The 24,872-nt window shown below is 43.9% G+C and carries 20 protein-coding genes, 2 tRNA genes and 3 rRNA genes; 5 read left to right on the plus strand and 20 right to left on the minus strand.

Annotated features, from left to right (window positions below):
• Positions 1-34: 34 nt before the first annotated feature.
• Positions 35-802, minus strand: coding sequence for an SDR family NAD(P)-dependent oxidoreductase (locus ABDD94_RS13505; RefSeq protein ID WP_345952693.1), 768 nt, complete (start codon positions 800-802; stop codon positions 35-37).
• Between the two features lie 223 nt (positions 803-1,025).
• Here ABDD94_RS13505 and ABDD94_RS13510 point away from each other — a divergent pair, with 223 nt between their 5' ends.
• Positions 1,026-1,766, plus strand: coding sequence for an SDR family oxidoreductase (locus ABDD94_RS13510; protein ID WP_345952694.1), 741 nt, complete (start codon positions 1,026-1,028; stop codon positions 1,764-1,766).
• A gap of 48 nt (positions 1,767-1,814) precedes the next feature.
• The gene (locus ABDD94_RS13515; RefSeq protein ID WP_345952695.1) at positions 1,815-2,723 is read left to right on the plus strand and encodes an AraC family transcriptional regulator; all 909 of its coding nucleotides are present in this window, start codon (positions 1,815-1,817) and stop codon (positions 2,721-2,723) included.
• Positions 2,724-2,759: 36 nt separating this feature from the next.
• Here ABDD94_RS13515 and ABDD94_RS13520 read toward each other — a convergent pair whose 3' ends face one another.
• The 8 genes from ABDD94_RS13520 to ABDD94_RS13555 all read right to left on the minus strand — a co-directional run bounded on the left by ABDD94_RS13520 (position 2,760) and on the right by ABDD94_RS13555 (position 9,737).
• Complete coding sequence (locus tag ABDD94_RS13520; protein WP_345952696.1) at positions 2,760-3,335, minus strand: Crp/Fnr family transcriptional regulator; 576 nt, start codon at positions 3,333-3,335, stop codon at positions 2,760-2,762.
• A 16-nt stretch (positions 3,336-3,351) separates the two neighbouring features.
• The gene (locus ABDD94_RS13525) at positions 3,352-3,705 is read right to left on the minus strand and encodes a DUF1330 domain-containing protein (RefSeq protein WP_345952697.1); all 354 of its coding nucleotides are present in this window, start codon (positions 3,703-3,705) and stop codon (positions 3,352-3,354) included.
• A gap of 10 nt (positions 3,706-3,715) precedes the next feature.
• Positions 3,716-4,072 (minus strand): isomerase, encoded by a 357-nt coding sequence (locus ABDD94_RS13530; RefSeq protein ID WP_345952698.1) that lies wholly within the window; start codon positions 4,070-4,072, stop codon positions 3,716-3,718.
• 404 nt (positions 4,073-4,476) lie between these two features.
• Positions 4,477-4,588, minus strand: a 5S ribosomal RNA gene (gene rrf, locus ABDD94_RS13535).
• A 155-nt stretch (positions 4,589-4,743) separates the two neighbouring features.
• A 23S ribosomal RNA gene (locus tag ABDD94_RS13540) occupies positions 4,744-7,626 on the minus strand.
• A gap of 242 nt (positions 7,627-7,868) precedes the next feature.
• Positions 7,869-7,942: transfer RNA gene (locus tag ABDD94_RS13545), tRNA-Ala, on the minus strand.
• A gap of 21 nt (positions 7,943-7,963) precedes the next feature.
• Positions 7,964-8,038: transfer RNA gene (locus ABDD94_RS13550), tRNA-Ile, on the minus strand.
• Positions 8,039-8,216: 178 nt separating this feature from the next.
• Positions 8,217-9,737 (minus strand): 16S ribosomal RNA (locus ABDD94_RS13555).
• The 16S, 23S and 5S rRNA genes sit together here with 2 tRNA genes alongside, the layout of an rRNA operon.
• 877 nt (positions 9,738-10,614) lie before the next feature.
• Between ABDD94_RS13555 and ABDD94_RS13560 the strand changes: the two genes are divergently transcribed.
• A complete protein-coding gene (locus ABDD94_RS13560; RefSeq protein ID WP_345952699.1) occupies positions 10,615-11,682 on the plus strand; it encodes a PAS domain-containing protein in 1,068 nt (355 codons plus the stop codon).
• A gap of 76 nt (positions 11,683-11,758) precedes the next feature.
• On the opposite strand, the gene ABDD94_RS13565 is transcribed toward ABDD94_RS13560, so the two are convergent.
• Positions 11,759-12,145 (minus strand): response regulator, encoded by a 387-nt coding sequence (locus tag ABDD94_RS13565; RefSeq protein WP_345951552.1) that lies wholly within the window; start codon positions 12,143-12,145, stop codon positions 11,759-11,761.
• A 115-nt stretch (positions 12,146-12,260) separates the two neighbouring features.
• Here ABDD94_RS13565 and ABDD94_RS13570 point away from each other — a divergent pair, with 115 nt between their 5' ends.
• Positions 12,261-12,974: a RibD family protein gene (locus ABDD94_RS13570; protein WP_345952700.1), complete on the plus strand. Its 714-nt coding sequence runs from the start codon at positions 12,261-12,263 to the stop codon at positions 12,972-12,974.
• 5 nt (positions 12,975-12,979) lie between these two features.
• Complete coding sequence (locus ABDD94_RS13575; RefSeq protein ID WP_345952701.1) at positions 12,980-13,357, plus strand: hypothetical protein; 378 nt, start codon at positions 12,980-12,982, stop codon at positions 13,355-13,357.
• A gap of 302 nt (positions 13,358-13,659) precedes the next feature.
• Here the strand turns inward: ABDD94_RS13575 and ABDD94_RS13580 are convergent, their stop codons facing one another.
• The 10 genes from ABDD94_RS13580 to gmd form a co-directional block, all read right to left on the minus strand.
• Positions 13,660-14,910 carry a class I SAM-dependent methyltransferase gene (locus ABDD94_RS13580; RefSeq protein ID WP_345952702.1) on the minus strand — a complete coding sequence of 417 codons (1,251 nt, stop codon included), beginning with the start codon at positions 14,908-14,910 and terminating at the stop codon, positions 13,660-13,662.
• A gap of 431 nt (positions 14,911-15,341) precedes the next feature.
• Entirely contained in the window at positions 15,342-16,661 is a 1,320-nt protein-coding gene (locus tag ABDD94_RS13585; protein WP_345952703.1) for a Gfo/Idh/MocA family oxidoreductase, read from the minus strand.
• Between the two features lie 33 nt (positions 16,662-16,694).
• Positions 16,695-17,249, minus strand: coding sequence for a dTDP-4-dehydrorhamnose 3,5-epimerase (gene rfbC, locus ABDD94_RS13590; protein ID WP_345951547.1), 555 nt, complete (start codon positions 17,247-17,249; stop codon positions 16,695-16,697).
• Positions 17,250-17,251: 2 nt separating this feature from the next.
• On the minus strand, positions 17,252-18,337 hold the full coding sequence (locus ABDD94_RS13595) for an SDR family oxidoreductase (protein ID WP_345952704.1): 1,086 nt from the start codon (positions 18,335-18,337) through the stop codon (positions 17,252-17,254).
• Between the two features lies 1 nt (position 18,338).
• A complete protein-coding gene (gene rfbF, locus ABDD94_RS13600; protein WP_345951545.1) occupies positions 18,339-19,175 on the minus strand; it encodes a glucose-1-phosphate cytidylyltransferase in 837 nt (278 codons plus the stop codon).
• 163 nt (positions 19,176-19,338) lie between these two features.
• On the minus strand, positions 19,339-19,800 hold the full coding sequence (locus ABDD94_RS13605) for a hypothetical protein (RefSeq protein WP_345951544.1): 462 nt from the start codon (positions 19,798-19,800) through the stop codon (positions 19,339-19,341).
• Between the two features lie 125 nt (positions 19,801-19,925).
• Positions 19,926-21,101, minus strand: a complete 1,176-nt coding sequence (locus tag ABDD94_RS13610) for an acyltransferase (protein WP_345952705.1) — start codon at positions 21,099-21,101, stop codon at positions 19,926-19,928.
• A gap of 121 nt (positions 21,102-21,222) precedes the next feature.
• A complete protein-coding gene (locus ABDD94_RS13615) occupies positions 21,223-22,614 on the minus strand; it encodes an undecaprenyl-phosphate glucose phosphotransferase (RefSeq protein ID WP_345952706.1) in 1,392 nt (463 codons plus the stop codon).
• Between the two features lie 74 nt (positions 22,615-22,688).
• Entirely contained in the window at positions 22,689-23,639 is a 951-nt protein-coding gene (locus ABDD94_RS13620) for a GDP-L-fucose synthase (protein WP_345952707.1), read from the minus strand.
• Between the two features lie 9 nt (positions 23,640-23,648).
• Positions 23,649-24,764, minus strand: coding sequence for a GDP-mannose 4,6-dehydratase (gene gmd, locus ABDD94_RS13625; protein ID WP_345952708.1), 1,116 nt, complete (start codon positions 24,762-24,764; stop codon positions 23,649-23,651).
• Between the last annotated feature and the right edge of the window lie 108 nt (positions 24,765-24,872).

Raw genomic sequence — 24,872 nt, forward strand, 5'->3', positions numbered from 1 at the left:
TAGATGTACGTTTACGCGCTACCCTTAAGCAGTACTACCAAGGCAACGGACCTTCAGGGCCGGTAAAGCTGCCGGTAGGGCCGTCTGTTTGCAGGGCTACCCGTATCGGTTCACGTGAGCCAACTTCCAAACTGTCCGTACCCTGAAAATTATTTAACGCGGTAGCTGTATAGCCGGGGCTGGTAGCGTTCACCTTGATGCCTTCTTTTTCCAACTCCAAGGCAAAAGCCAGCGTAACAGCATTCAGGGCGGTCTTGGAGGCGGCATAGACAATGCCGAAATTCTCTCTTGCCCAACATGCCGGGTCAGATATCCAGGTCAATGAACCTAGCCCGCTTGATACATTAACGATGCGTGCCGCTGATGACTTGCGCAACAAAGGCAAAGCAGCCTGGGTAACGGCGATAACGCCGAACACGTTAGTTTCCCACACGGTGCGCACTTCATCTAATGACACATTAACTGCCCTACCGGATGCCATAACCTCTTCCACCGTACGGCCGGGCTCACCAGCATGCGCGATACCAGCGTTATTGACCAGCAGGTCCAGCCGGCCATATTCCTTTTCGATACGTTCCACTGCTGCATTGATAGTTTGCTGATCCGTAACGTCCAGTTGAATTGCTTTCGCATTCTCGCCTATTTCGGCGGCTGCCTTTTCACCGTTCTCCAATTTACGGGAACCCAGGTAAACCACATAACCATTAGCAACTAGCGCTTTTGCAATCTCGTTGCCCACACCCTGGTTGGCCCCCGTTACCAGTGCAACGGGTTGTTCTGTTGATGTTGTTTGATTTTCCATAAGAAGAAATGAATAAGATATAAGCAAAGGTGGGTATTCATTGTGGCCACACTGTAACCAAATCAAGGACATTTGTAACCTAAATGAAAAACGAGGAGTTCATCAACATCATTACCATAAAAGGTAAATCTTTGCGCACTTCACCAAAACGACTACACATCTGGCAATTTCGGCTACACGAAGCTCTATCCGTTTTTTGAAATTTGCTTTATATAAGATGCTTATGAACAACGGAATTCAGAATAAAGTAATCGCAATAACCGGCGCCAGCAGCGGTATAGGCAAAGCAACTGCAGAGTTATTGGCCGCCCAGGGTGCAAAATTAGTTTTGGGCGCTCGCCGGGCAGACCGGCTTAAAACGATTGTTGAAATTATTGACCAAAACGGCGGTAAAGCTGCCTTTTTGGAAATAGACGTGACCAACCGTAAAGATCTCGTTAAACTGACGGCATTAGCTGTAGAGAAGTTTGGCAGGCTTGATGTCATGATTAACAATGCAGGGATCAGCCAATTATACAAGATGGAAGACCTGGATGTGGAAGGCTGGGAACAAATGATCGACGTTAACTTAAAAGGCACCTTGTATGGTATCGCTGCGGCATTGCCCATTTTTAAGGGACAGGGTACCGGACACATCATCAATGTGATCTCAACCGCTGGTATCAGCATTGTACCCACCATGGGCGTTTACGCCGGTACCAAAAATGCGGTACGTACTATTACCGAAGCATTACGCCAGGAATCGCAGGGCCGCTGGCGGGTAACCGGTATCTCGCCGGGTTATGTGGCTACCGAATTTGCGAGTAACATAAAGAACGAGGAAATTAGGGACACCATTCAGCAGAATGCAGATCAGATGGCCATCCCTGCCGAAGCCGTTGCAAATGCCATAGCCTACGCCATTAAGCAACCAGACAATGTTGACATAAGTGATATTGTTATCCGCCCGTCCGTTCAAGGTTAAACCAGTATCTTTATAGTGATTGCTAAGATGACAAAATACAAAGCCTGAATGGACAAGCCGTTAAAATTTAACAACATAAGCGACCTGATGCGCAGGCTGAGTTTAAATCCGCCTGCACATCCGATGATGACCCTAGTCAACTATGATCAGGTAAAGATTGACCTGCGTGACGCCGGCAGCTGGTTCATGCTCGACTTTTACAAGATCACTTTCAAAAAAGATTTTCATGGTAGTGTTAAATACGGGCCGGGCACCTATGATTTTAAAGAAGGTGGCATGGCTTTCTTAGCACCGGGCCAAGTTGTACAAATGACTGCCAATCCCGAGGACTATGAGGGTTACGCGTTATATTTTCATCCTGGAATGTTAGACGGTCATTCACTGGCAAACGGTATTCACAACTATGGATTCTTTGATTATGCAGTAGCTGAGGCATTGTTCCTGTCTGAGAAAGAAAAGCAGATTATGGAAACGCTTTTCAAGGCTATCGCAATTGAACTGGATAACTCTGTTGATCAGTACAGCGAGAATGTACTAGTATCACAACTCGAATTGTTGCTCAACCATAGTGACCGTTTCTATAACCGACAGTTTCTGACGCGGAAGAACATGCACCATGACCTGATCGGCCGCATGAACATTTGGTTGAACGAACATTTTAACGGTACAGATCCGTTGATCAACGGTCTACCTTCACCACAGGATATCGCAGCGCATTTGAATGTGTCACAGCGCTACCTTTCAGATATGCTTAAAACACTCACCGGTAAAACCCCCCAGCAGCATATTCATTTGGCGCTGATTGAGAAAGCAAAAGTATTATTGAATCAAACCAATTTGACCACAGCAGAAATCGCTTACCAATTAGGATTTGAGCATCCACAGTCATTTAATAAATTATTTAAACAGCGCACCAGTGTTTCGCCCGTACAGTTCCGGCATGACCAGCTAAACTAAATTCAAAGCGGTTATTTGCAAGTCAACAGGTTTAAGTCACAAATCTTTTTCTTTGCGCATCATACTTAGGAACGCCGCGGTTATGCCGAGGTAACTAGCAATATGCTTTTGGGATATGCGCTGTTCGAGTCCCGGGTAATGCCTGCGGAATTCGCGGTAACGCTGCTCGGCGGTTTTTGACAGGTTTGAAGTAACCCGCCGCTGGAACATATCAAATCCATTTTGCGTGAGGATGCGGAAAAAACGCTCGAACCTGGGCACCTCGGTGAATAATCGTTCGAGTGCAGGCAAGCTAAAGTAACACACTTCCGTATCTTCCAATGCCTGGATGGAGTTGGTGGCCCGTTTCGCTTTAAAAAAACTTACAATATCGCAAGCCCACCAATTTTCGGGGTAAAAGCAAAGGTTATGTTCCTGCCCATCCTTATCGGTATGGTACATGCGCAGGCAACCCTCGTTAACAAAATAGATATGCCGTTCGATCTCGCCGGGGCGCAGCATGATGCTGCGTTTGGCCACTTTCTTAATTTGCAATAAGGCAAGCACTTGCTCCTGTTCATCAGGTGCAAGTGCTATATGTAAAGCAAAGTTGGACAGGATCAACTCAGACATGTAGCAAGTATAATTCTTAAAAGTCAGTTTTGCTCGTCATGAACAATTTCAACTCCGCTGTTCCAGCCTCACGAAGCGGGTTAGCTATCTGGTGATAGATTTCGCTCTGCGCAATAGTTACGAATGCTTCAGCACTGGGATATTCCACCAATACTATTTCGTCCCATTGCTCGTCTTGGTCGGCCATAATATTGGCGACGACCTCGCTCACCAACTTTACGTTAACACCTTCAATACCCAGTTGCTGCACCACTTGGTTAAATGCCGGTATATACTGTTCAAAGTAGACCTTCTTATCCTTAAACCTGATCATGTTCAGCATCAACACAGGCCCTTGGCCCGGTTCAGTATTCGGTAATGTGATAATCATGATCTCCTGTTTAAAAAAAGCCTACGATGCGGGTAATGCGGTTCTCGCTATCAAATTCAAAGTAATCCATACCCTCAACCGGGTATCCTTCGGGACGGATGGCCAGCCAACGGAATCGGCCGCTTTGATGATGTATTTGCGGCTCAGTCAGTACCTGAAACTTTCTTGGCCCCATCTGTCTGTACGAACTAATGATCAGGTCGGTGATCGCGTTTGGTCCGGCAATGGTATCCGTTAAGCGATCAGTATAAGTGCCCTCCGGCGCCCAGCACTTGCTGATCTTCTCCAGGATGGCTTCATGTTTGGTCTCATTCCATGCACTCGTGTAAGTGAGAATGGTTTCTTCGATACTTTTGATGTTTTCCATAAAGCAAAGGTCGGGGGCCTGTGCCGGAAAAAAGTTTAGGTAGTTGAAGAGTTTGAATGATAGTGCCTTTAAATTGTAGGCTTTAATGATTGTTCGCGAACAGTTTTATTTTTTAGCGTTTCACCACAAAAGTTTAAACAGCGGAACGTATCATTAAGCTTAGCTCCATTAAGTTAAGTCCACAACGCAGTGATTGACTATATCCGTTTGCCCTTATCTCCGTGCTGCTGTACTGCAGACAATCTATAGGGTTGAACATGCTGCCTGGAAGGCTGGGAAGCTATGGTGTAAGCGGGGAATAAGTTGAGTGGAGGCTGTTTTGAAACAATCAGCGAGGCGTGTTAGGCGGGTTATAAAAGCAGAAAACCCCTGTAATGATTAGTTACAGGGGGTTAACTGAAAAGGTTTGGCGCCGACCTACTCTCCCACATTTTACTGCAGTACCATTGGCTCTGGCGGGCTTAACTTCTCTGTTCGGAATGGGAAGAGGTGGACACCGCCGATATAGGCACCTGAATATTTTTAATGTTTTTTAGCAGCCCTTTATTAAACGGACTACCTTAAACAATGACAATAATTGAAAGAAGTAATGTTAGTTCTGAGTAAACAACAGCACATGTTGTTTTTGATGGTGTGGTGTGACCGGAAAGATCACACCACTTATCTGTTGACGAAGAAAGCTTCGGGCAATTAGTATTACTCGGCTATGATGTCACCACCTTTACACCTGTAACCTATCAACGTAGTAGTCTACTACGACCCTCAATGGAAGTCTCATCTTGTGGCTAGTTTCGCACTTAGATGCTTTCAGCGCTTATCTATTCCCAACGTAGCTACTCTGCAGTACAGCTGGCGCCATAACAGATTCACTAGAGGTTAGTCCAACCCGGTCCTCTCGTACTAAGGTCAGCCCCACTCAAACTTCCAACGCCCACAACAGATAGGGACCGAACTGTCTCGCGACGTTCTGAACCCAGCTCGCGTGCCACTTTAATCGGCGAACAGCCGAACCCTTGGGACCTTCTCCAGCCCCAGGATGTGACGAGCCGACATCGAGGTGCCAAACCTCCCCGTCGATATGAGCTCTTGGGGGAGATCAGCCTGTTATCCCCAGCGTACCTTTTATCCTTTGAGCGATGGCCCTTCCATGCAGAACCACCGGATCACTATATCCGTCTTTCGACCCTGCTCGGCTTGTCTGCCTCACAGTCAAGCAAGCTTATGCTATTGCACTCCACGTACGGTTACCAAGCGTACTGAGCTTACCTTTGAAAGCCTCCGTTACCTTTTTGGAGGCGACCACCCCAGTCAAACTACCCGCCAAACAATGTCCTCTGCCGTGCAGAGTTAGACACCAAATACAGAAAGGGTGGTATTTCAACGTTGACTAACCGACTCCTAGCGAAGCCGGATCACAGTCTCCCACCTATCCTACACATCCTGTATCCGATATCAATGTTAAGTTGTAGTGAAGGTGCATGGGGTCTTTCCGTCCCGTTGCGGGTAACCGGCGTCTTCACCGATACCACAATTTCACCGAGCTCATGGCTGAGACAGCGCCCAGATCGTTACACCATTCGTGCAGGTCGGAACTTACCCGACAAGGAATTTCGCTACCTTAGGACCGTTATAGTTACGGCCGCCGTTTACCGGGGCTTCGATTCAATGCTTCGCCTTGCGACTAACATCCCCTCTTAACCTTCCGGCACCGGGCAGGTGTCAGGCCTTATACGTCATCTTTCGATTTTGCAAAGCCATGTGTTTTTGTTAAACAGTCGCCTGGGCCTTTTCACTGCGGCTGCCATTGCTGACAGCGCCCCTTCTCCCGAAGTTACAGGGCCATTTTGCCGAGTTCCTTAGCCATGAATCACTCGAGCACCTTAGGATTCTCTCCTCGACTACCTGTGTCGGTTTACGGTACGGGTTTTGATAACCTGAAGCTTAGCAGGTTTTCTTGGAAGTCTGATTACCATCACTATCACGCCACCCGAAGGCTTTGTGTACTATCAGCTTTCAGCAAACAATGCGTACTTTACTACATCGCCTATACCTACGGCCTTTAACGTTCTATTCCGTCAGAACGCGGATGTGTCACTACTCCGTCACTGCATCGCAGTTATCAAAAGTACTGGAATATTAACCAGTTGTCCATCGGAATCTCCACTCGGATTATCCTTAGGCCCCGACTAACCCTGATCCGATTAGCGTTGATCAGGAAACCTTAGTCTTTCGGTGGGCGGGTTTCTCTCCCGCCTTATCGTTACTTATGCCTACATTTGCTTTTCTATAACCTCCACATGCACTTGTCGTGTCATGCTTCGCCGGCGATAGAATGCTCCCCTACCAGTGTATATAAATATACAATCCATAGCTTCGGTATACTATTTAATGCCCGTTTATTATCCATGCCCGACCGCTCGACTAGTGAGCTGTTACGCACTCTTTAAATGAATGGCTGCTTCCAAGCCAACATCCTAGCTGTCTGTGCAGTCGGACCTCGTTAGTTCAACTTAATAGTAATTTGGGGACCTTAGCTGATGGTCTGGGTTCTTTCCCTCTCGGCCCTGGACCTTAGCACCCAGAGCCTCACTGCAGCGTATATTATTCAGCATTCGGAGTTTGTCTGGATTTGGTAGGATTTGACTCCCCCGCACCCAATCAGTAGCTCTACCTCTGTATAACTTTACCGCCACGCTGTTCCTAAAAACATTTCGGGGAGTACGAGCTATTTCCCAGTTTGATTAGCCTTTCACCCCTACCCACAAATCATCCGGAAACTTTTCAACGTTTATCGGTTCGGTCCTCCAGTACCTGTTACGGCACCTTCAACCTGTCCATGGGTAGATCACAAGGTTTCGCGTCTACCTCCTCTGACTGCACGCCCTATTCAGACTCGCTTTCGCTTCGGCTTCGTGTCTTAAACACTTAACCTTGCCAGAGAAGAGTAACTCGTAGGCTCATTATGCAAAAGGCACGCCGTCACAGAACAAGTCTGCTCCGACCGCTTGTAAGCACACGGTTTCAGGTTCTATTTCACTCCCCTGTTCGGGGTTCTTTTCACCTTTCCCTCACGGTACTGGTTCACTATCGGTCTCTCAGTAGTATTTAGCCTTACCGGATGGTGCCGGCAGATTCCTACAGGGCGTCTCCGACCCCGCAGTACTCAGGATTCTACTAGGTTATTATTCCTTACGCGTACGCAGCTCTCATGCTCTATGGCGGGCCTTCCCATGCCCTTCCGCTTCAGTTTAATATACCACATCGTAGTCCTACAACCCCCACTATGCCGTAACATGGTGGGTTTGGGCTGTTTCCCTTTCGCTCGCCACTACTCAGGAAATCACTATTGTTTTCTCTTCCTCTGCTTACTTAGATGTTTCAGTTCAGCAGGTTTGCGCATTATTGCAATCCATCTTCAATGGATTAGGTTTCCCCATTCGGAAATCTACGGATCAATTCATATTTGCTAATCCCCGTAGCTTATCGCAGCTTATCACGTCCTTCATCGCCTCTGAGAGCCAAGGCATCCCCCGTGTGCCCTTTCTTACTTTCTTCTACACATGCCGCTTTTGCTCGGCATGGTATGCTTTATTTAGAGTTGTTTTAGCAGTATCCGGTAGTTAGTATACAGTATCAAGACCCGAAAGCCTTTTTACTTTTTACCTTGTACTTTCTACTCTTACTCACAACGTCCTTCACTGTTGTTTTCTCAGTTTTACAATTACTTCTTCCAATATGTCAAAGAACTTTCGAATTAGATAGGCAGATGATTGCTCATTTGCTTATCACATCTGTGTGGAGAATAACGGATTCGAACCGTTGACCCCCTGCGTGCAAGGCAGGTGCTCTAGCCAGCTGAGCTAATTCCCCATAAAAGATTTCCCTTTGTAGTAGTCTCGAGCAGATTTGAACTGCTGACCCCTACATTATCAGTGTAGTGCTCTAACCAAACTGAGCTACGAGACTTTGTTTAATGGTTACAGCCACTCTATATATTACCTATATAGTACTGATATGGCTTTTCTTTTCTGGGTTTCTTCTTTTTTCTTCTAATCTTAAGAAATACATGTGCGTAGCAGGATTCTGTCTTTTTACTTACCTCTCTTTTTCGGCTCGTGTTACTTGGTACTGAATACTGCTCCAGAAAGGAGGTATTCCAGCCGCACCTTCCGGTACGGCTACCTTGTTACGACTTAGCCCCAGTTACCGGTTTTACCCTAGGACGCTCCTTGCGGTTACATACTTCAGGTACCCCCAGCTTCCATGGCTTGACGGGCGGTGTGTACAAGGCCCGGGAACGTATTCACCGCGTCATTGCTGATACGCGATTACTAGCGAATCCAACTTCACGGGGTCGAGTTGCAGACCCCGATCCGAACTGTGAATGGCTTTTAGAGATTGGCATCCTGTTGCCAGGTAGCAGCCCTCTGTACCATCCATTGTAGCACGTGTGTAGCCCCGGACGTAAGGGCCATGATGACTTGACGTCGTCCCCTCCTTCCTCTCTACTTGCGTAGGCAGTCTGTTTAGAGTCCCCACCTTAAATGCTGGCAACTAAACATAGGGGTTGCGCTCGTTGCGGGACTTAACCCAACACCTCACGGCACGAGCTGACGACAGCCATGCAGCACCTAGTTTCGTGTCCCGAAGGACTGATCCGTCTCTGGATCATTCACTAACTTTCAAGCCCGGGTAAGGTTCCTCGCGTATCATCGAATTAAACCACATGCTCCTCCGCTTGTGCGGGCCCCCGTCAATTCCTTTGAGTTTCACCCTTGCGGGCGTACTCCCCAGGTGGAATACTTAACGCTTTCGCTTAGACGCTGACCGTATATCGCCAACATCGAGTATTCATCGTTTAGGGCGTGGACTACCAGGGTATCTAATCCTGTTTGATCCCCACGCTTTCGTGCCTCAGTGTCAATCACACTTTAGTAAGCTGCCTTCGCAATCGGTGTTCTGTGACATATCTATGCATTTCACCGCTACTTGTCACATTCCGCCTACTTCAACTGTATTCAAGCCCATCAGTATCAAAGGCACTGCGATAGTTAAGCTACCGTCTTTCACCCCTGACTTAATAGGCCACCTACGCACCCTTTAAACCCAATAAATCCGGATAACGCTTGGATCCTCCGTATTACCGCGGCTGCTGGCACGGAGTTAGCCGATCCTTATTCTTACCGTACATTCAGCTCTCTTCACGAAGAAAGGTTTATTCCGGTACAAAAGCAGTTTACAACCCGTAGGGCCGTCTTCCTGCACGCGGCATGGCTGGTTCAGAGTTGCCTCCATTGACCAATATTCCTTACTGCTGCCTCCCGTAGGAGTCTGGTCCGTGTCTCAGTACCAGTGTGGGGGGTCATCCTCTCAGATCCCCTAGACATCGTCGCCTTGGTGGGCCGTTACCCCGCCAACTAGCTAATGTCCCGCATGCCCATCGTTGTCCTATAAATATTTGATCATTATGCAATGCTGCACTGTGATTTTATGCGGTGTTAATCTCTCTTTCGAGAGGCTATCCCCCTGACAACGGTAGGTTACATACGTGTTACGCACCCGTGCGCCACTCTCATGGGGAGCAAGCTCCCCAATCCCGTCCGACTTGCATGTATTAGGCCTGCCGCTAGCGTTCATCCTGAGCCAGGATCAAACTCTCCATTGTAAAATGTTTTGTTTGTATCCAGACCCTATTACTCAAAATAGAAATCTGATTATTTGTATATCTTTATACAGTATTCAGTGTAACTCCAATTTCGAAAGGTTTTCTTTTTTTTGATAGAGTCGATAACCTTAAGTTATCGCTCCCGCTACGCTACATGTTACTTCTTAAAAGAACTTTATCGCTTCCCCGTCACGGTTCCGCTTTTTATATCTGCTCATCCTAGCGATGAGTGATTTTGCTTTTTGTTTCCCCTCGCTTTCCGTCCGCTTTCGCTTTCGTTCCGTTTGGGAGTGCAAAGGTAACTAAGTTTTTGATTTCTCCAAAATTTATTTCTAAATTTTTTTGAGACTCCTTAAACCGCTTTTCGCCGTTTTTCTTATCCCTGTGCCGCTTTTCAATCTATTCCCGATCATTGCGATTGGGAGTGCAAAGGTAGAAATCTTTTTGACATCCCCAAAACTTTTTTTAAAGTTTTTTGTGATGCCCCGATTGGCTATCCGCCTCTCTCCTGATCTCCTGCTGACGCATCTTTCAATGCTTCAACATCCCTTCGCCCTTTTTCAATGTACTGACCGCATTCCTTCGTTTGCGGGTTGCAAAGGTAGCGCTTTTTTCCTTTTTATAAAACCTTTCTTCTCTTTTTGTGTTACATCCCCCTTAACTCCCTACCCTTCAACCCCTTTCTTTTTCTAAAACGCTGCTTTCAGTAAAGTCGGTCATTAGTTTTTGATCTTATAAAGCACATCCCATTCTGTTTATTACATAATCTATCCTTATATATATAATAAGATATCTATATCATAACCTTCGCCGGAATTTTCCGTATAACCAGGCAGTTATAAAACTTAGCATCAACCTCTTTTTTGTGCTATAATTAATGGATACTCTGGTAGACATCGCATCATTTTACAATTTCTTACCTACTGCAAGCCTTATTTTACGGCCTGATGAACCCCGTTTTACCATTGAAGCAGTAAACGATGCTTTTTTAGCTGGCACGGGTACCACTCGCTCCTACCTGATTGGGCAAGGTTTTTTCGAGGCGTTTCCGCCCAATAACGAGGATGACGGTAGCCGGACTATGAATATACGGAATGCGTTTACCTATGTATTACAACACAAAAAGCCACACCGGATAGAAAAGCATAGGTATGATCTTTCTTTGTGTGAAGACAATCCGATTGCTGCCCGATATTGGAGTGTAGACACCTACCCCCTATTAAATGATGATGAAACGGTACAGTATATTGTACAAGGGTCTGTAGATATTACAGCGCTGCATATAGCTGAAATAGAACTAAGGCAAAAGCACCAGCAACTTAAACTAAGCAATGAACTTTACGCTTATGTTAACAAAGCAACCAACGATGTTATTTATGACTGGGATATAGAAAACGACCATATTGGATGGGGTGATGCTTTTTTTCGCCTATTTGGCTATGAGGAAGTTGCAAATTTTCCACTGTCTAAGTGGTCGAGCCTGGTGCATCCGGCAGATGTTACTTTATTAGAAAAGGACTTGCATGAGGCATTGCTTGCCAGCAGTCAAAATAATTGGAAAGCAGCTTACCGGCTAAAAAGGCTTAATGGCGATTATGCTTACGTGGAAGAGAACGGTTACATTATACGGAATGAAGTAAACCAGGCGGTGCGGATGATTGGTGTATTACGAGATGTTACCGAAAGCACGCAGTATGTGCGACAAATTGAAGCACAAAACGTACAGCTTAAGGAAATCGCCTGGACGCAGGCACATTTGGTTCGGGCTCCCGTTGCCCGAATTATGGGACTAATAAATTTATTTAATGAGCCGGAAACCGAGGAGTGTACAAGAAGCAGACTATTATCGTGCTTAAATAAATCTGCTGCCGATCTGGACTGCATTATCCGGGAGATTGTGGCAAAAAGCGAGGCTGATAATTTTGATGGTAAAAGCTCTAACTAAAATTGATTGGTTGCTATATGTTGGAACAAGTAACCGTTAATTTAACCACCTATTATAAGCGGCCATAATCTATTGTTTATATAAGCGTAACTTTAGATGAACCTTTTTTATAAAGGCAGCGGTTAATTTCTTTTAACAAGTCATCAATATCAAATGGCTTACGTACAAAGCCTTCGGCTCCACAGGTTTCTACAATGGCTTCAATGTTGGGTGCAGTCGAAAAAATAATAACCGGCACATGCTTCAGTATCTGCATCTTTTTTATCTCACGGCAAAGCATATGGCCTTCCTGTTCATTAATCCATTCATCTAATACAATTAAATCGGCATTGTCATTTATCCATTCAGTTACAGGGCGTGGGTTTGCTGCAACTACTTCGTAACCTTCGTCTTCAAGTATAAGTTGTACAATTGCCTGGATGTCGTCACTGTCTTCAATTAAAAGTATACGTTTCTTTGCCATGGTTTAACCGCTCGTATTTAATTAGGAAAATTGTATGCAAAGATAAAAATATTACTTCGTCATACACACAAGTAATACATGAGCCGTGTTGTTAGCACTAATACGCACTAAACAAATGAAAAAACCATATGTAATTTGCCACATGATGTCTACCGTGGATGGTAGGATTATCTCGGCCAATTGGGGAGATCAACAACTTATTGACACTTATTCAGGCTTTTTTGAGAAATATCACGATACTTTTGAAAGCGAGGCCTGGATGTGTGGTCGTGTGACAATGGAGAGAGATTTTTCGGGAGGAGTTAAACCCGAGCTTATAACGCCCGACCAACCTATTTCCAGAATATCATTTATTGGGGATAAGAACGCGACTTCATTTGCCATAGCAATAGATGCCCATGGAAAATTAGGATGGGACAGCAACACAACCGGAGGCGACCATATTGTTCAAGTACTTACAGAAAAGGTTAGCGATGAATATCTGTACTACCTGCAACGAAAAAGCATTTCGTACATTTTTGCGGGCGAGAAAGAACTTGATTTCGAGTTGGCGTTAGATCAACTGGGAGAATTGTTCCCTATAAAAACGCTGATGGCAGAAGGCGGAGGCCATTTGAACGGTTCTTTATTAAACGCAGGATTGATTGATGAGCTAAGCTTATTACTGCTCCCAATTGCAGACGGTACGCTAAAATCGCCCACAACATTTGAGGTAAGTGAGTTCTTGCAGAAAAGTCCGGCCGCTTTAATGCAACTTCAAAAAGCTGAACAATTGGAAAATGATGTAATATGGTTAAAGTACCGGTTTAAAAAGAAAGACGATAAATAAAAACCATGAACGGCTTCGACGTTAACATTATCACTTTACCTGATGCAGATACAAACATGGCTAAGTATCTAGCCGACCTGTTTGCTCAAAGCTCCTCGCCCTATAACGAGCTTAAGTATGAGATTCAACGTGAGTATCGTTTTAGTGGATCGCCTGAGGTTACTTCCATGAAATTCGACAGGGTGATTTATGACCGCAATTCGGGTGAAGGCAGTTTTAGAGTGGTGCTGGATATCAATTTTACATTTGGTTGCGAAGACATAAAAACTGAGAAAGAGGATCAGACATCTGAATGGACCTTTGCCATAAATGCTGCTAACCAGGTAATTCATTTTAAAGGCTCCCCTTATGTGGACAGCAGAAGCACAGCCGACGAATTTTGATCTTTTTGCGCAAGCCCGGATTTCTTGTTAAATCGTAACTCGAACCGACACATTGACACCCTGAAAAGTGGTACTATTGTTTAACTAGGTAATATCTTTCCGGATGGCAGCAACGAGGACTATGTTATCGCATAATTGCCGAAACGGGGCTACCGTATGCTTTATAGACAGCACTACCTCCCCTGCTCGCGTACTCGGCTAATAGTATCAAGCGTCAAGACGATATGTTTTCACTTGAGAATTGGTGGTGGGTATTTTTAAGTAAATGCGGAAGATTGTGCTTAAAGATCTGCTTATATAGGTTAAATCAGCATTGACTGCACTTCATCTAATATTGTTAGAAATGGTATGGCCACTACAAACTTGCAGTTCCACCGTTCAACATAACTTAAGTTTTTTACAATCTCTTCTTTTATATTCCATGGGAAGATCACAATATAATTGGGTTTCTGATCTTCCAGATAATTTTCGTCGACAACCTTGATGTGGCTGGCCGGCAGATATTTGTTTTGCTTATACGGATTGGCATCAACTACAAAGGATATTTGATTATCGCCTACGCCGCAATAATTTAGAAACGTGTTTCCTTTTGCTGCTGCACCGTAACCGGCAACTGTTTTACCGGCAATTTTCTGCTGCAACAAAAAGTTATTGAACAGGCTTTTCGCCCTAATGGCTTTCTCCTGGAAATTATTATAATACTCAAGCGTGGTCATGCCTTTACTCGCTTCCTTTTGTAGCAGCGTACGGACGTTGGCTGATATTGCCTTGCTTTTATCATAATTGTGCTTGGCATAGATCCTCAATGAGCCTCCATGGGTTGGTATCTCATCCACATCAAACAATTCAAATCCCTGCGATTCAAATATTTGCTTTACGGTATGAAACGACAAGTAGGAAAAATGCTCATGATATATGGTGTCGAATTGATTGTTTTCAACCAACTGCATGAGGTGAGGAAACTCCATGGTAAGCACGCCGTCGTCTTTTAAAACCAACTTCAATCCGGCAACAAAGTCTAATATGTTGGGCACATGTGCCAATACGTTATTTCCAATCAACAAATCGGCTTTTCTTCCATCTTTTACCATCTCTCGGGCCAGCTCTGTCCCAAAAAACTCTATAATAGTTTCAATGCCTTTACTTATGGCTACCTGGGCAGTGTTGCCGGTTGGTTCGATACCTAAAACAGGTATGTTGTGTTCTTTAAAATACTGCAGCAGATACCCATCATTCGAAGCAATTTCAACAACCTGAGAAGCAGCGTTAAATCCAAATCGGTCAATCATGCTCTCTGTATATTGCTCTGCATGCTTTAACCAGCTGGACGAATATGAAGAGAAGTAGACATACTGATTATCAAATATGGTGTCAAATTTTTTGTACTCTGCTATTTGCACTAAAAAACAATGGTGACAAGTGTATACCTTTAGTGGATAAAACGCTTCGGGCTGGCCAAGCTGCTCTTGTGTAAGAAACGAGTTAGAAGCAGGGGATTGCTGAAGATCGATAAAAACGTGTGAAAGCTTTGTTTTACAAAATCTGCATTTCATGATTTGGATTGTTTGTTGTTAAACAAATAAGGATTACTTAACCATTCAAATAAAACTACACTGCAGAAAGGCTTATCAAAATAGGGAAACCTTTTTGCGATTCCAGCTAAATATGACGTCTTCGTATAAAGTTACTGAGGTATTCGAGCTAATCACTTATTAACCCATGGAGGCGGAAATGTATTGAAAGACTTTAAAGGCTATTCGAACTAATTGGTTTTAGGAAGAGCATGGGGCTGAAAAATTATTACCCATGTCTTGGCTACCTAAAATTACATACATATTTGAAAATTATTGCCCTTTTAATTCATTGTGTAATAGATTGAGCATATGTGAGAAGAGATCATTACAAATCCACAACGTATTAAGATCAAGCATTTGTTACTAACACGTTCGGCATTCATAACAACTCATGCCCATGCTGTTAACTTTTAGCTGTTAACATGATTTATTAATTCATGTTGGAAGTATTTTTTCTGTTCGCTTCTAAGTCGGTCAACAGTTCTGCCGACAGGTAGAATAACATCTTTGTAAGTAAGAACCCGATCTTTAGGCACATCGTTTTTTAATATGCAATTCTCTGCTACACCTATTGGTAGCAAGTCCTCCAGTTCCACGACATCAGCATTTTCACATAAACCGTATGTCATATAATGTCCTATTCCGTCAATTATATCACCGGCTTTCAGATCCTGTTTTGCAGCGGCCACAACTTCCACGTAAGGCTTTCCAATAGGTGTTAAGGCAGCGTCGTTAAAAAGTACAGCCCGTGCAACCGTTTGCGGAACTTCGAAATGGCATAAATGGTAAGGCGTATAAAACAAGTACAACGGGCCTTCACCCAATTTATACAAGTTAAGATAATGACGTTGTACCGGATCATCATGTGTTCCTAAAACAAATACACCCGGACCAGGCTCAGCGCCAACAACATAATCCACAATACCCGCACCTTCCAGTAGTTTTTCAATGGGGTAAACATTCGCAATATCCTTTAGCGGGGTGCCAGTTGGTACTGTAGGGCCAAGCATACCGCGCCTGGCAACCTGCATACCAGTACCATTAGCTACAATGGCCTGTTCAAACGAAATTTTGCTACCATCGGCAAATGAAGAAACCATTGCTGGTTTTTGCCCCCATTTTTTGGCAAAGCCCTCTTGTGTAGTTGGGTTACGGTACGGATCATGAAGCCCCTTGATATTGCCGCATAAAATGGGCTTCACCCCTATGGACTTTACAAACCGGTATAAATTCATTTGAACACCGGGCTGGTCGCCATCGGCATTGGTGTACACCACGCCGGCTTTGTCGGCATATACTTTAAGTATCGGGCCAACGGTTCCGTCCACTTCGGCATCCATCAAAATCAAATGCTTTTTGTTCTCGATAGCGCATAACGCCACGTTAACACCAAATTCTACGGCTCCTGTAACTTCTATTATAGCATCAATGCCTTCGGCCTGGCAAAGCAACATAGCATTATCGGTTGTGCTGCATACGCCGTTACGTACATTTGCTTCCAGCTCCGATACTGTATTTACCTCCTGTGCATCCAATACGCCTGCTTGCTCGTAAATCTGCTTCGCTTTTTCCGGATTACGGTTTGAGATTGCTACCAGCACTATACCGGGCGAATAATTACAAATTTGGAGCGCTATGCCCTTGGCCATAAAACCGGCCCCAACCATAGCAACCTTTATAGGGTTGTTTTCGGCCTGGCGCTTTGCCAGCGCCGTATCAACTATTATCATTTAAACCTTGTATTTTTAATAACTGATGGAATTCTATTGTGAACCCCATGCGAGTACCCTCTCATCAAACCGTGCATGAGCCTTGTCTTTCTCCGAAACGAGTACCGGCTTAAAGGGCCAGGAAATACCGAATGCAGGATCATCCCAACGGTAGGCCCGTTCGGCAGTGTTGTGGTAAAACTGGGTTACCTGATAAGCAACCGCTGTACAATCTTCAAGGGTTAAAAAACCGTGCGCAAAACCTTCGGGTACGTAAAGCATACGGTAATTCTCTGCACTTAATTCCACCCCTATCCATTCCTTAAAAGTGTTTGATTCGGGACGCAGATCTACTATAACATCGAATATCGAACCGCTTGTACATCTCACAAGCTTGGTCTCGGCATGAGGCTCATTCTGCATGTGCATGCCACGTAAGGTGCCGCTTATTTTGTTGAAGCTGACGTTAGATTGCACCAGGTTTGTATTCAAAGCATGTGCTTCAAACTCGGTTTTACAGTACGACCGTGCAAAAAAACCACGTTCATCCTCCAAACGATTTATATCTACTACAAATGCACCTTTTAATTTCGTTTCAGTAAAAATCATAATTAAGCTGCTTTAACTTTAGATGATGAAGATTCAGCTGTCTTGCAGGTCCATTCCAGTTTGTGATTTATCAGATCCTGATCCTGAAGATGCGTTAGGACCTTCAACCTCATTGATAATGAGTTTCTAAAATTATTATCAGCAAAGTTCATGGCAAGTAATCCCTCATGCAGCTCTTGTATCGTTTGTTGAAGTGTATAACGCGGCTGATGATGGGGCGCTAACAACTTAAATAAATTAAAATCTACCTTATAAGATCTTTTATCTGGCAGTGTATCCGGATTAAAGGTTACTGTAGTTTCAGGAATTACTTCTGCAACTGTATACGCAATTTGTCTTACCTGGTAGTTCCACTCATTGCAACCGGCATTAACAGCTAAAAACGTTCCGCTGCTATCCGGATTTCTACTCACAGCCCAATCAATTGCACGGGCCATATCTTTGATATGTATCAGTGGTCTCCAAGGGCTGCCATCACTCAAAATACTTATTTTGCCTCCCGCTACAGCTCCGGCCACAAAATCATTTAATACTAAATCTAACCTCAAACGGCTGCTCATGCCACAAGCAGTGGCAAAGCGCAGGCATGTAACAGTGAAACTGTCATCGGCTAAGGGTTTCAAGTCCTGCTCGGTCAGCGCTTTTGAACGTGCATATGCAGTGAGTGGATTTAGTGCCGATTGCTCGGTTCGGGGGCCGCCTTCTGCAGCGCCGTACATGCTGCAGCTCGACGCAAATATGAATGCCTTCACACCAGCAGCTTTTGCCGCCTTAGCTATGGCAACGCTAGACTTATGGTTCACATCCATAGTCACTTCTTCGTATCGGGTACCCATTGGGTCATTAGAGATGGCTGCCAAGTGGACAATTACATCTACATTATGCAAAACCTCCGGCGACAATTTCCTTACATCGCCAAATACCTGCATATCCAATTTATTTTCGGGTAATGTGGTTGTGTTAGTTAAACAAGAACCAAAATATCCCATATCACATCCAATTAACATTGCACTCGGATAGGTTTCCCGCAGCTGACTTACCACAGCGGGACCGATATAGCCCATGTTACCTGTAATCAGTATTTTCATTTTAGTTAAGGATTGTATCTAAGACTAATGTTAAATAGAAAACTTTTTGCATTTGGGCTTTAAGCATATGGAACCAAGGGGCTTTACCAGATTGCCAAAGTTCCTCCAAGATGGATTTGTCTCTTAAAGTATCCATAGGTTGCCAGAAACCGGTATGCCGATAAGCCGATAACTCGTGATGCTGAGCAAGATATTCAAGCGGTTCATGTTCCCACATCACATCTTCTGCTGGTATGTAATCAAACACTTCAGGCTCCAAAACAAAGTAACCTCCGTTAATCCAGGGCATATCAGAGTGATTGGGCTTTTCATGAAAACGGTTAATCTGGTTTTCGCCGGGCTGCAGGTTAAAAACTCCAAATCTGCCGGGCTGCTGCACGGCGGTTAACGTCGCTAATCTGCCTTGTGCTTTGTGAAATTGTATTGATTCAGCAATATTTATGTTGCTTACGCCATCGCCATAAGTCATACAGAAGGTTTCGTCGCCCACATAATCTCTGATTCTTTTCAGCCTACCGCCGGTAAGCGTGTTATGTCCGGTGTATACAACTGTTACACGCCATGGCTCCGTTTTGTTGTTGTGCACCTGCACTGTATTTGCAGCCATATCAAATGTCACATCTGAATTATTGAGGCAGTACTGGGCAAAATATTCTTTTATAACGTGGGCTTTATAGCCGGTGCAAATAATAAAATCGTTAATGCCATGGTAAGAATAGATTTTCATGATGTGCCAGAGTATTGGCTTGCCACCAATAGTGACCATGGGTTTGGGAAGGACGCCTGTTTCTTCGCTTATTCTTGTTCCTAAACCTCCCGCAAGTATTACTGCTTTCATAATTTAAGGTTAAGTGGTTTTATAAATGGTTTTCTGTATAAGAATGTATGGGCTTTCAGGATAGAGCGCTGTGAGCGCAATTATATTTTGAAGTAATACAGCGGATATTAACTGTATTATTATATGCTTTAAAGGGATTTGAAACAACTGGGTCGGCCACTTACTATAGATTTTTAAGCCCTGATTTATTTACAAAGCTATAGGGCTCAATTTTACCGAAATCGATCTTGCTAATGCTCCAGTCGGGTGTATAATCGGGGGTTAAAACCCACGATCGGGAAACCTTAACTATTTTATTTTTACCTTTTACCAAGGCGGCATCAAAATAAGTTAAATATTCGCCTAAAGAATCTACATCGCCCTGTGATACACAGTTTCCACTTATCATTGCTTCTTCTGGTGTAAATACAGCCCCACTGAAGTAAGCGCTCCTTCCGGTGGCATTTAATATATAAACCGAAGACTCCACCAGGTAAATGTCTTTTTTGGCATCGCTGCAATAAACTTTTTTAAGGGTTTCATTTTTATACAAAACTGCAATACCATCTTTTTTATATAGCACGGTTTGCGCCAGGCAAATACCCGCAAATAAATTAGCAATCAGTACTAAAATCAACGTTTTCATTTTGGCTATTTAAGGTTAAGGAGATCGGCTGTATCTGCAATGATTGGGGCGCAGCCTGAGCGGCTAGCGATATCAAAGCATTATAATTGGGCTATAGTATAGACTTAAAGGCAGTGAGACTGCCTTTAAGCAACCCTTATAGTGTACCTGGATAGCAAATGGATTGCCTTTTTGCCGAGTTTGGCGGCAGGCAACTCTACCAACTTATTAAAAATGGTTGATAAATAAAGCGAAAGCACCGTACCAATACCTAAAGCAAGCTCAAAAGGCGCTGTCGGCATCAATTTGTATACTACGTACAACACGGGTAAATGAACGAGGTATAAACTGTAAGATACCTTACCAAGTTTTACCAGCGGCTTTGACTCTACCCAATGTTTTGTACCGGCAACAGCAATAGCTGCCACCATTAAATAAAAAGAAGCGATACTGGTTAACCAGTCACTAATCAGGAAACTGTATTTGAGTATGGCACCAGCTCCCAACACATGCAGTACACTGAAAGTTAGGTGCGATGTAGTGTAAACTAGCAAAGCTGTAACTAACATAGCATTCCTTATTAGCTTGGGTATAGACCGATACCTACTAATGATAAACGATTGGTAACGGGCTAGCAATGCCCCTATTAAAAACATGGAGAAATAATGACAGGTGTACACATAACTATTGTTGTAACCAGCCGAAGGATTAACACCATGTACTATTGCAAAACCAGCTAACACACTTACCAACAAACTAAGGCAAATTACGATACGCCAGTTAAGCTTTAAGATCAGTAACAACACCGGAAATAAGATGGCCACCCTCATTTCATGCACCAATGACCAAATAACGGTATTTATAGTATCGGTTTTAAAGTTTCCGACCAAAAGTATATGGTCAACTAATAAACTGTTTGAGTAAGTAAATTGCCACTGCGACTTCAAAAAGTTGTTGTAATGCACAGGTGCATTGTCTTTAAAAAATGTGTAGAGCACTAAGCTTAATAATACCGCTACTATGTACGGAATATATATACGAGCTACCCTCCCAATGAGGAAAGACTTGTACTCAAAACTTTTGTTTGCATACTGGTAAGTTAGCACATAGCCGCTTAGCAAAAAGAAAAACACAACAGCCTCATGCGACGAGCTTATAATGTGCAAAGGAGTTTTGTCAAGCCAAAAATTACCATTTGGGAAAATACTAGCCAAAACATGGCCCAGCAACACTGTGAGCGACGCTAATCCGCGCATAGAATCAAGTGTTTTGATCCTGCCTTCATGAGGTGCTGCTTGTACTTCACCTAAGGTATTCAACATGATATTTATTTGTATTTGACTGTTATGAGGTTACCTTATTGGGTACAGTAATGCATAAACCGCATTTTTGTATCAGGCAACTCTATTTAATCTCGATAGAAAAAGCAACTTTGTGGACATGCTAAAAAGCATTTTGTTCGCTTTTAAAAATATTGGCTACGGTATAAAAAATAATCCTAAGATCAAGACTTACGGACCAGTTTTCCAGGTACCATATATCATGCTCTACCCGCTTAGCCATTGATTCGGTTTCACGCGTTTCGCCTCTGAAGCCATTTACCTGCGCCCATCCGGTTATACCAGGTTTGAGGTAGTGCCTAACCATATACTTGTCTATTACATTGCGGTAGTGCTGCGTATGTTTAACCATATGTGGCCGCGGCCCCACAATGCTCATATTACCAAGTAATACGTTAAAAAATTGCGGAAACTCATCCAAACTGGTTCTGCGCATAAATTTGCCTATGGCAGTTACCCGACTGTCGTCTCTGCTGGCTTGTTTATGGTCAGCCTCGTCATTAACCCTCATACTGCGAAACTTATAACACCAAAATTCACGGTTATTTTTTCCGCTTCGCAACTGCCTGAACAACACAGGACCGGGACTTTGTATTTTAATTATAATAGCTAATAACGGATACAGCCAGCTCAGAATAAAAACAATTACAAGAGCGCTAAAAACCAAATCAAACACCCGTTTAACAAAACGGCTGTTCATTTCCTCAAATGGTTCGGTGTTGGCGTTTATAACCGACAGATTACTGATGTGGTTGTATCGTTGAAGCTGTGGAAGTGATTCGTTAAAATGCGGAACCAGTTTTAACCTAACGCATTGGTTATGCGCTTCCACCAATAACGTATCTATTTCACTTGTCTTCTCTGGCGATACTGCTACATAGACATCGTTTATGCCATTATCAGCTGCATTTTTAATTTGCTCACATGTTGCTACCAAACTCATTGGAGTTTCGTTGACTATTAGGCAATCATGCTGGTCTAAAAAGCTTTTTAAATCGTACCTGGCGTGAGTTCTACGCAAAAAATTAGCTAGTTGATCACTCGTTTCAGATATACCAACTAAGGCTATCGGTTTTTTAAACCTAAATTTCAGCTTTAATATGGGCTCTACTAAACGGTACGTAAGCTGACTGCACAATAAGTGTATGTTTAGCAGTAAATAAAACAGCAAATAAAGCGCAACAGAAACCTTTACCTGGCTGGTTATTAGTATGTAAGCTGCAAAAAAAGTAAGGTGTACCAAGCCACATTTCCACCTTAAGGCAAATAGTAATTTGGAGCTGTAAACTGTTTTTTTGTGGTATAAATGCATAAAGTTTGCATTTAAAACCCACAGCAGGTTATTTACAAATAATAGTTGCAAATAATAGTCGGCCGAAAAATTGTAGTGTATTGAAACGGTAATGTGGTAAGCAATTATAAAAGCAATGTTAATACATACAAAATCAACAGCAGCTAAGATAATACGTAGTGAGTATAAATAACGGTTCTGCATTAAATTTGAATTTAAATTGTAAGCAATTCAATTATCTACTATCCAACTGTTCAATGTATTGCATTTAGCAACCGCTAAGCCTCAAGTGCTTGCGGTTGCTGATATTTGCTTAAAAAGTCGTTGTACGCTACCCTGATACCATCTGGCAACTCAACAGTATGCTTCCACCCGCTGTTGGCAAGTTTGGATACGTCCATGAGTTTACGGGGGGTACCGTCGGGCTTGGAAGTATCATAGGTGATGTCTCCTTCAAAACCTACAATTTCCTTGATCATTTCGGCGAGTTCTTTGATAGACAGATCCTCTCCCACGCCTATATTGATAACACCAGGCTCATTGTAATTTTCCATCAGATAGTAGCAGGCATCCGCCAGGTCATCGGCAAATAAAAACTCGCGTTTGGGTGTGCCAGAACCCCATATGGTTACTGACTGAGCATCGTTTTGTTTAGCCTCATGAAACCTGCGGATCATAGCTGGTAACACGTGCGAATTTTCAGGATGGTAGTTGTCATTAAGCCCATACAAATTAGTGGGCATTGCCGATATGAAGTTGCACTGATATTGAGCCCGGTACGCATCGCACATTTTTACGCCTGCTATTTTCGCAATGGCATAAGGCTCGTTAGTGATCTCGAGCGGACCAGTCAGTAAGCTATCTTCACTCAACGGCTGCGGAGCAAGCTTTGGATAAATACAGCTCGATCCTAAAAAAAGGAGTTTCTTTACGCCGGTAACGTATGCGCTATGAATAACGTTATTTTGAATTTGCAGATTTTCGTATAAAAAATCGGCGCGGTAAATGTTATTGGCTACTATGCCACCCACTTTTGCGGCCGCTAAAAATACGTAGTCAAACTGTTGCTCTTCAAAAAACGCTTCAACATCACCCTGCCGTCTGAGATCTAACTCGGACGATGTACGGGTAACAATGTTAGTGAACCCTTCCTTTTCTAATTTACGATGGATGGCAGATCCTACCATGCCTCTATGGCCCGCTATAAAAATTTTTGATGCTTTTTGCATATGCTTAAATTATTCGTATTGGTTTTTGATAACGTAGCCTGAGTCTTTCAGTAGTTTTTCACGTTGGAACAGGTCTACGTCCATAGCCACCATCTCAGCCACCAAACCTTGCAGGTCATACTTCGGTTTCCAGCCTAGCTTGGTCATTGATTTAATTGGATCGCCAATCAGTAATTCTACCTCCGTAGGACGGAAATACTTAGGATCTACACAAACTACTTCAAGGCCTTCAGGCAACTGGTAGTCTGGGTTTGAGCAGCTTACCACGTAACCTTTTTCCTCCACACCTTCGCCTTTGAATTCAACCTCGATACCCACTTCGGCAAAAGCCATGCGCACAAAGTCGCGTACATAAGTGGTTACACCGGTGGCAATAACAAAGTCTTCAGGTGTTTCCTGCTGCAGGATCAGGTACATTGCCTCCACATAGTCTTTGGCATGTCCCCAGTCGCGCTGTGCATCCAGGTTACCCAGGTAAAGCTTGTCTTGCAAACCCATGGCTATCTTGGCTACCGCACGGGTGATCTTACGCGTTACGAAGGTCTCGCCCCTGAGCGGGCTCTCATGGTTGAACAGGATGCCGTTACAGGCATAAATGCCGTAGGCTTCCCGGTAGTTGACCGTAATCCAGTAAGCATACAGCTTGGCTACGGCATAAGGGCTTCTGGGATAGAAAGGCGTGGTTTCACTTTGCGGAACGGCTTGTACCAAACCGTAAAGCTCGGAGGTGGAAGCCTGGTAGATGCGGGTCTTTTTCTCTAATCCTAAAATACGGATAGCCTCCAGTAAACGCAGGGTGCCTATACCATCGGCATTGGCTGTATACTCGGGCGTATCAAAGCTTACCTTAACATGGCTCATCGCACCCAGGTTATAGATCTCATCGGGCTGTACCTGCTGGATGATGCGGATCAGGTTGGTGGAGTCAGACAAATCGCCGTAGTGCAAAACCAGGCTGGGATGTGGTTCATGCGGATCCTGGTACAGGTGGTCTATCCTATCGGTGTTGAACAACGATGAACGGCGTTTGATGCCGTGTACCTCATAGCCTTTTTCCAATAGTAACTCCGTTAGGTAGGCTCCGTCCTGACCTGTAATGCCTGTTATCAGCGCTTTCTTTTTCATAAATTATAGGGGATTTTTATTTTTTGAGAATGTTGTATAAAGCGCCGCAAGCAAATACTACAGCCGAGGCGTCAAAAATCGTATCGGTGCTTTGGTGGGTTAAGCACC

The sequence above is a fragment of the Mucilaginibacter sp. PAMB04168 genome (assembly GCF_039634365.2).
GTDB lineage: Bacteria > Bacteroidota > Bacteroidia > Sphingobacteriales > Sphingobacteriaceae > Mucilaginibacter.

Bases quoted from the DNA above. Each gene is read 5' to 3' on its own strand.
- ABDD94_RS13565 (WP_345951552.1), bottom strand. From the start codon at position 12,145: ATGGCAAAGAAACGTATACTTTTAATTGAAGACAGTGACGACATCCAG.
- rfbC (WP_345951547.1), bottom strand. From the start codon at position 17,249: ATGATTTTTACTGAAACGAAATTAAAAGGTGCATTTGTAGTAGATATA.
- ABDD94_RS13510 (WP_345952694.1), top strand. From the start codon at position 1,026: ATGAACAACGGAATTCAGAATAAAGTAATCGCAATAACCGGCGCCAGC.
- ABDD94_RS13585 (WP_345952703.1), bottom strand. From the start codon at position 16,661: ATGATAATAGTTGATACGGCGCTGGCAAAGCGCCAGGCCGAAAACAAC.
- ABDD94_RS13615 (WP_345952706.1), bottom strand. From the start codon at position 22,614: ATGCAGAACCGTTATTTATACTCACTACGTATTATCTTAGCTGCTGTT.
- ABDD94_RS13520 (WP_345952696.1), bottom strand. From the start codon at position 3,335: ATGTCTGAGTTGATCCTGTCCAACTTTGCTTTACATATAGCACTTGCA.
- ABDD94_RS13570 (WP_345952700.1), top strand. From the start codon at position 12,261: ATGAAAAAACCATATGTAATTTGCCACATGATGTCTACCGTGGATGGT.
- ABDD94_RS13560 (WP_345952699.1), top strand. From the start codon at position 10,615: ATGGATACTCTGGTAGACATCGCATCATTTTACAATTTCTTACCTACT.
- ABDD94_RS13505 (WP_345952693.1), bottom strand. From the start codon at position 802: ATGGAAAATCAAACAACATCAACAGAACAACCCGTTGCACTGGTAACG.
- ABDD94_RS13525 (WP_345952697.1), bottom strand. From the start codon at position 3,705: ATGATTATCACATTACCGAATACTGAACCGGGCCAAGGGCCTGTGTTG.
- ABDD94_RS13580 (WP_345952702.1), bottom strand. From the start codon at position 14,910: ATGAAATGCAGATTTTGTAAAACAAAGCTTTCACACGTTTTTATCGAT.
- ABDD94_RS13605 (WP_345951544.1), bottom strand. From the start codon at position 19,800: ATGAAAACGTTGATTTTAGTACTGATTGCTAATTTATTTGCGGGTATT.
- ABDD94_RS13515 (WP_345952695.1), top strand. From the start codon at position 1,815: ATGGACAAGCCGTTAAAATTTAACAACATAAGCGACCTGATGCGCAGG.
- ABDD94_RS13610 (WP_345952705.1), bottom strand. From the start codon at position 21,101: ATGTTGAATACCTTAGGTGAAGTACAAGCAGCACCTCATGAAGGCAGG.
- rfbF (WP_345951545.1), bottom strand. From the start codon at position 19,175: ATGAAAGCAGTAATACTTGCGGGAGGTTTAGGAACAAGAATAAGCGAA.
- ABDD94_RS13575 (WP_345952701.1), top strand. From the start codon at position 12,980: ATGAACGGCTTCGACGTTAACATTATCACTTTACCTGATGCAGATACA.
- ABDD94_RS13620 (WP_345952707.1), bottom strand. From the start codon at position 23,639: ATGCAAAAAGCATCAAAAATTTTTATAGCGGGCCATAGAGGCATGGTA.
- gmd (WP_345952708.1), bottom strand. From the start codon at position 24,764: ATGAAAAAGAAAGCGCTGATAACAGGCATTACAGGTCAGGACGGAGCC.
- ABDD94_RS13595 (WP_345952704.1), bottom strand. From the start codon at position 18,337: ATGAAAATACTGATTACAGGTAACATGGGCTATATCGGTCCCGCTGTG.
- ABDD94_RS13530 (WP_345952698.1), bottom strand. From the start codon at position 4,072: ATGGAAAACATCAAAAGTATCGAAGAAACCATTCTCACTTACACGAGT.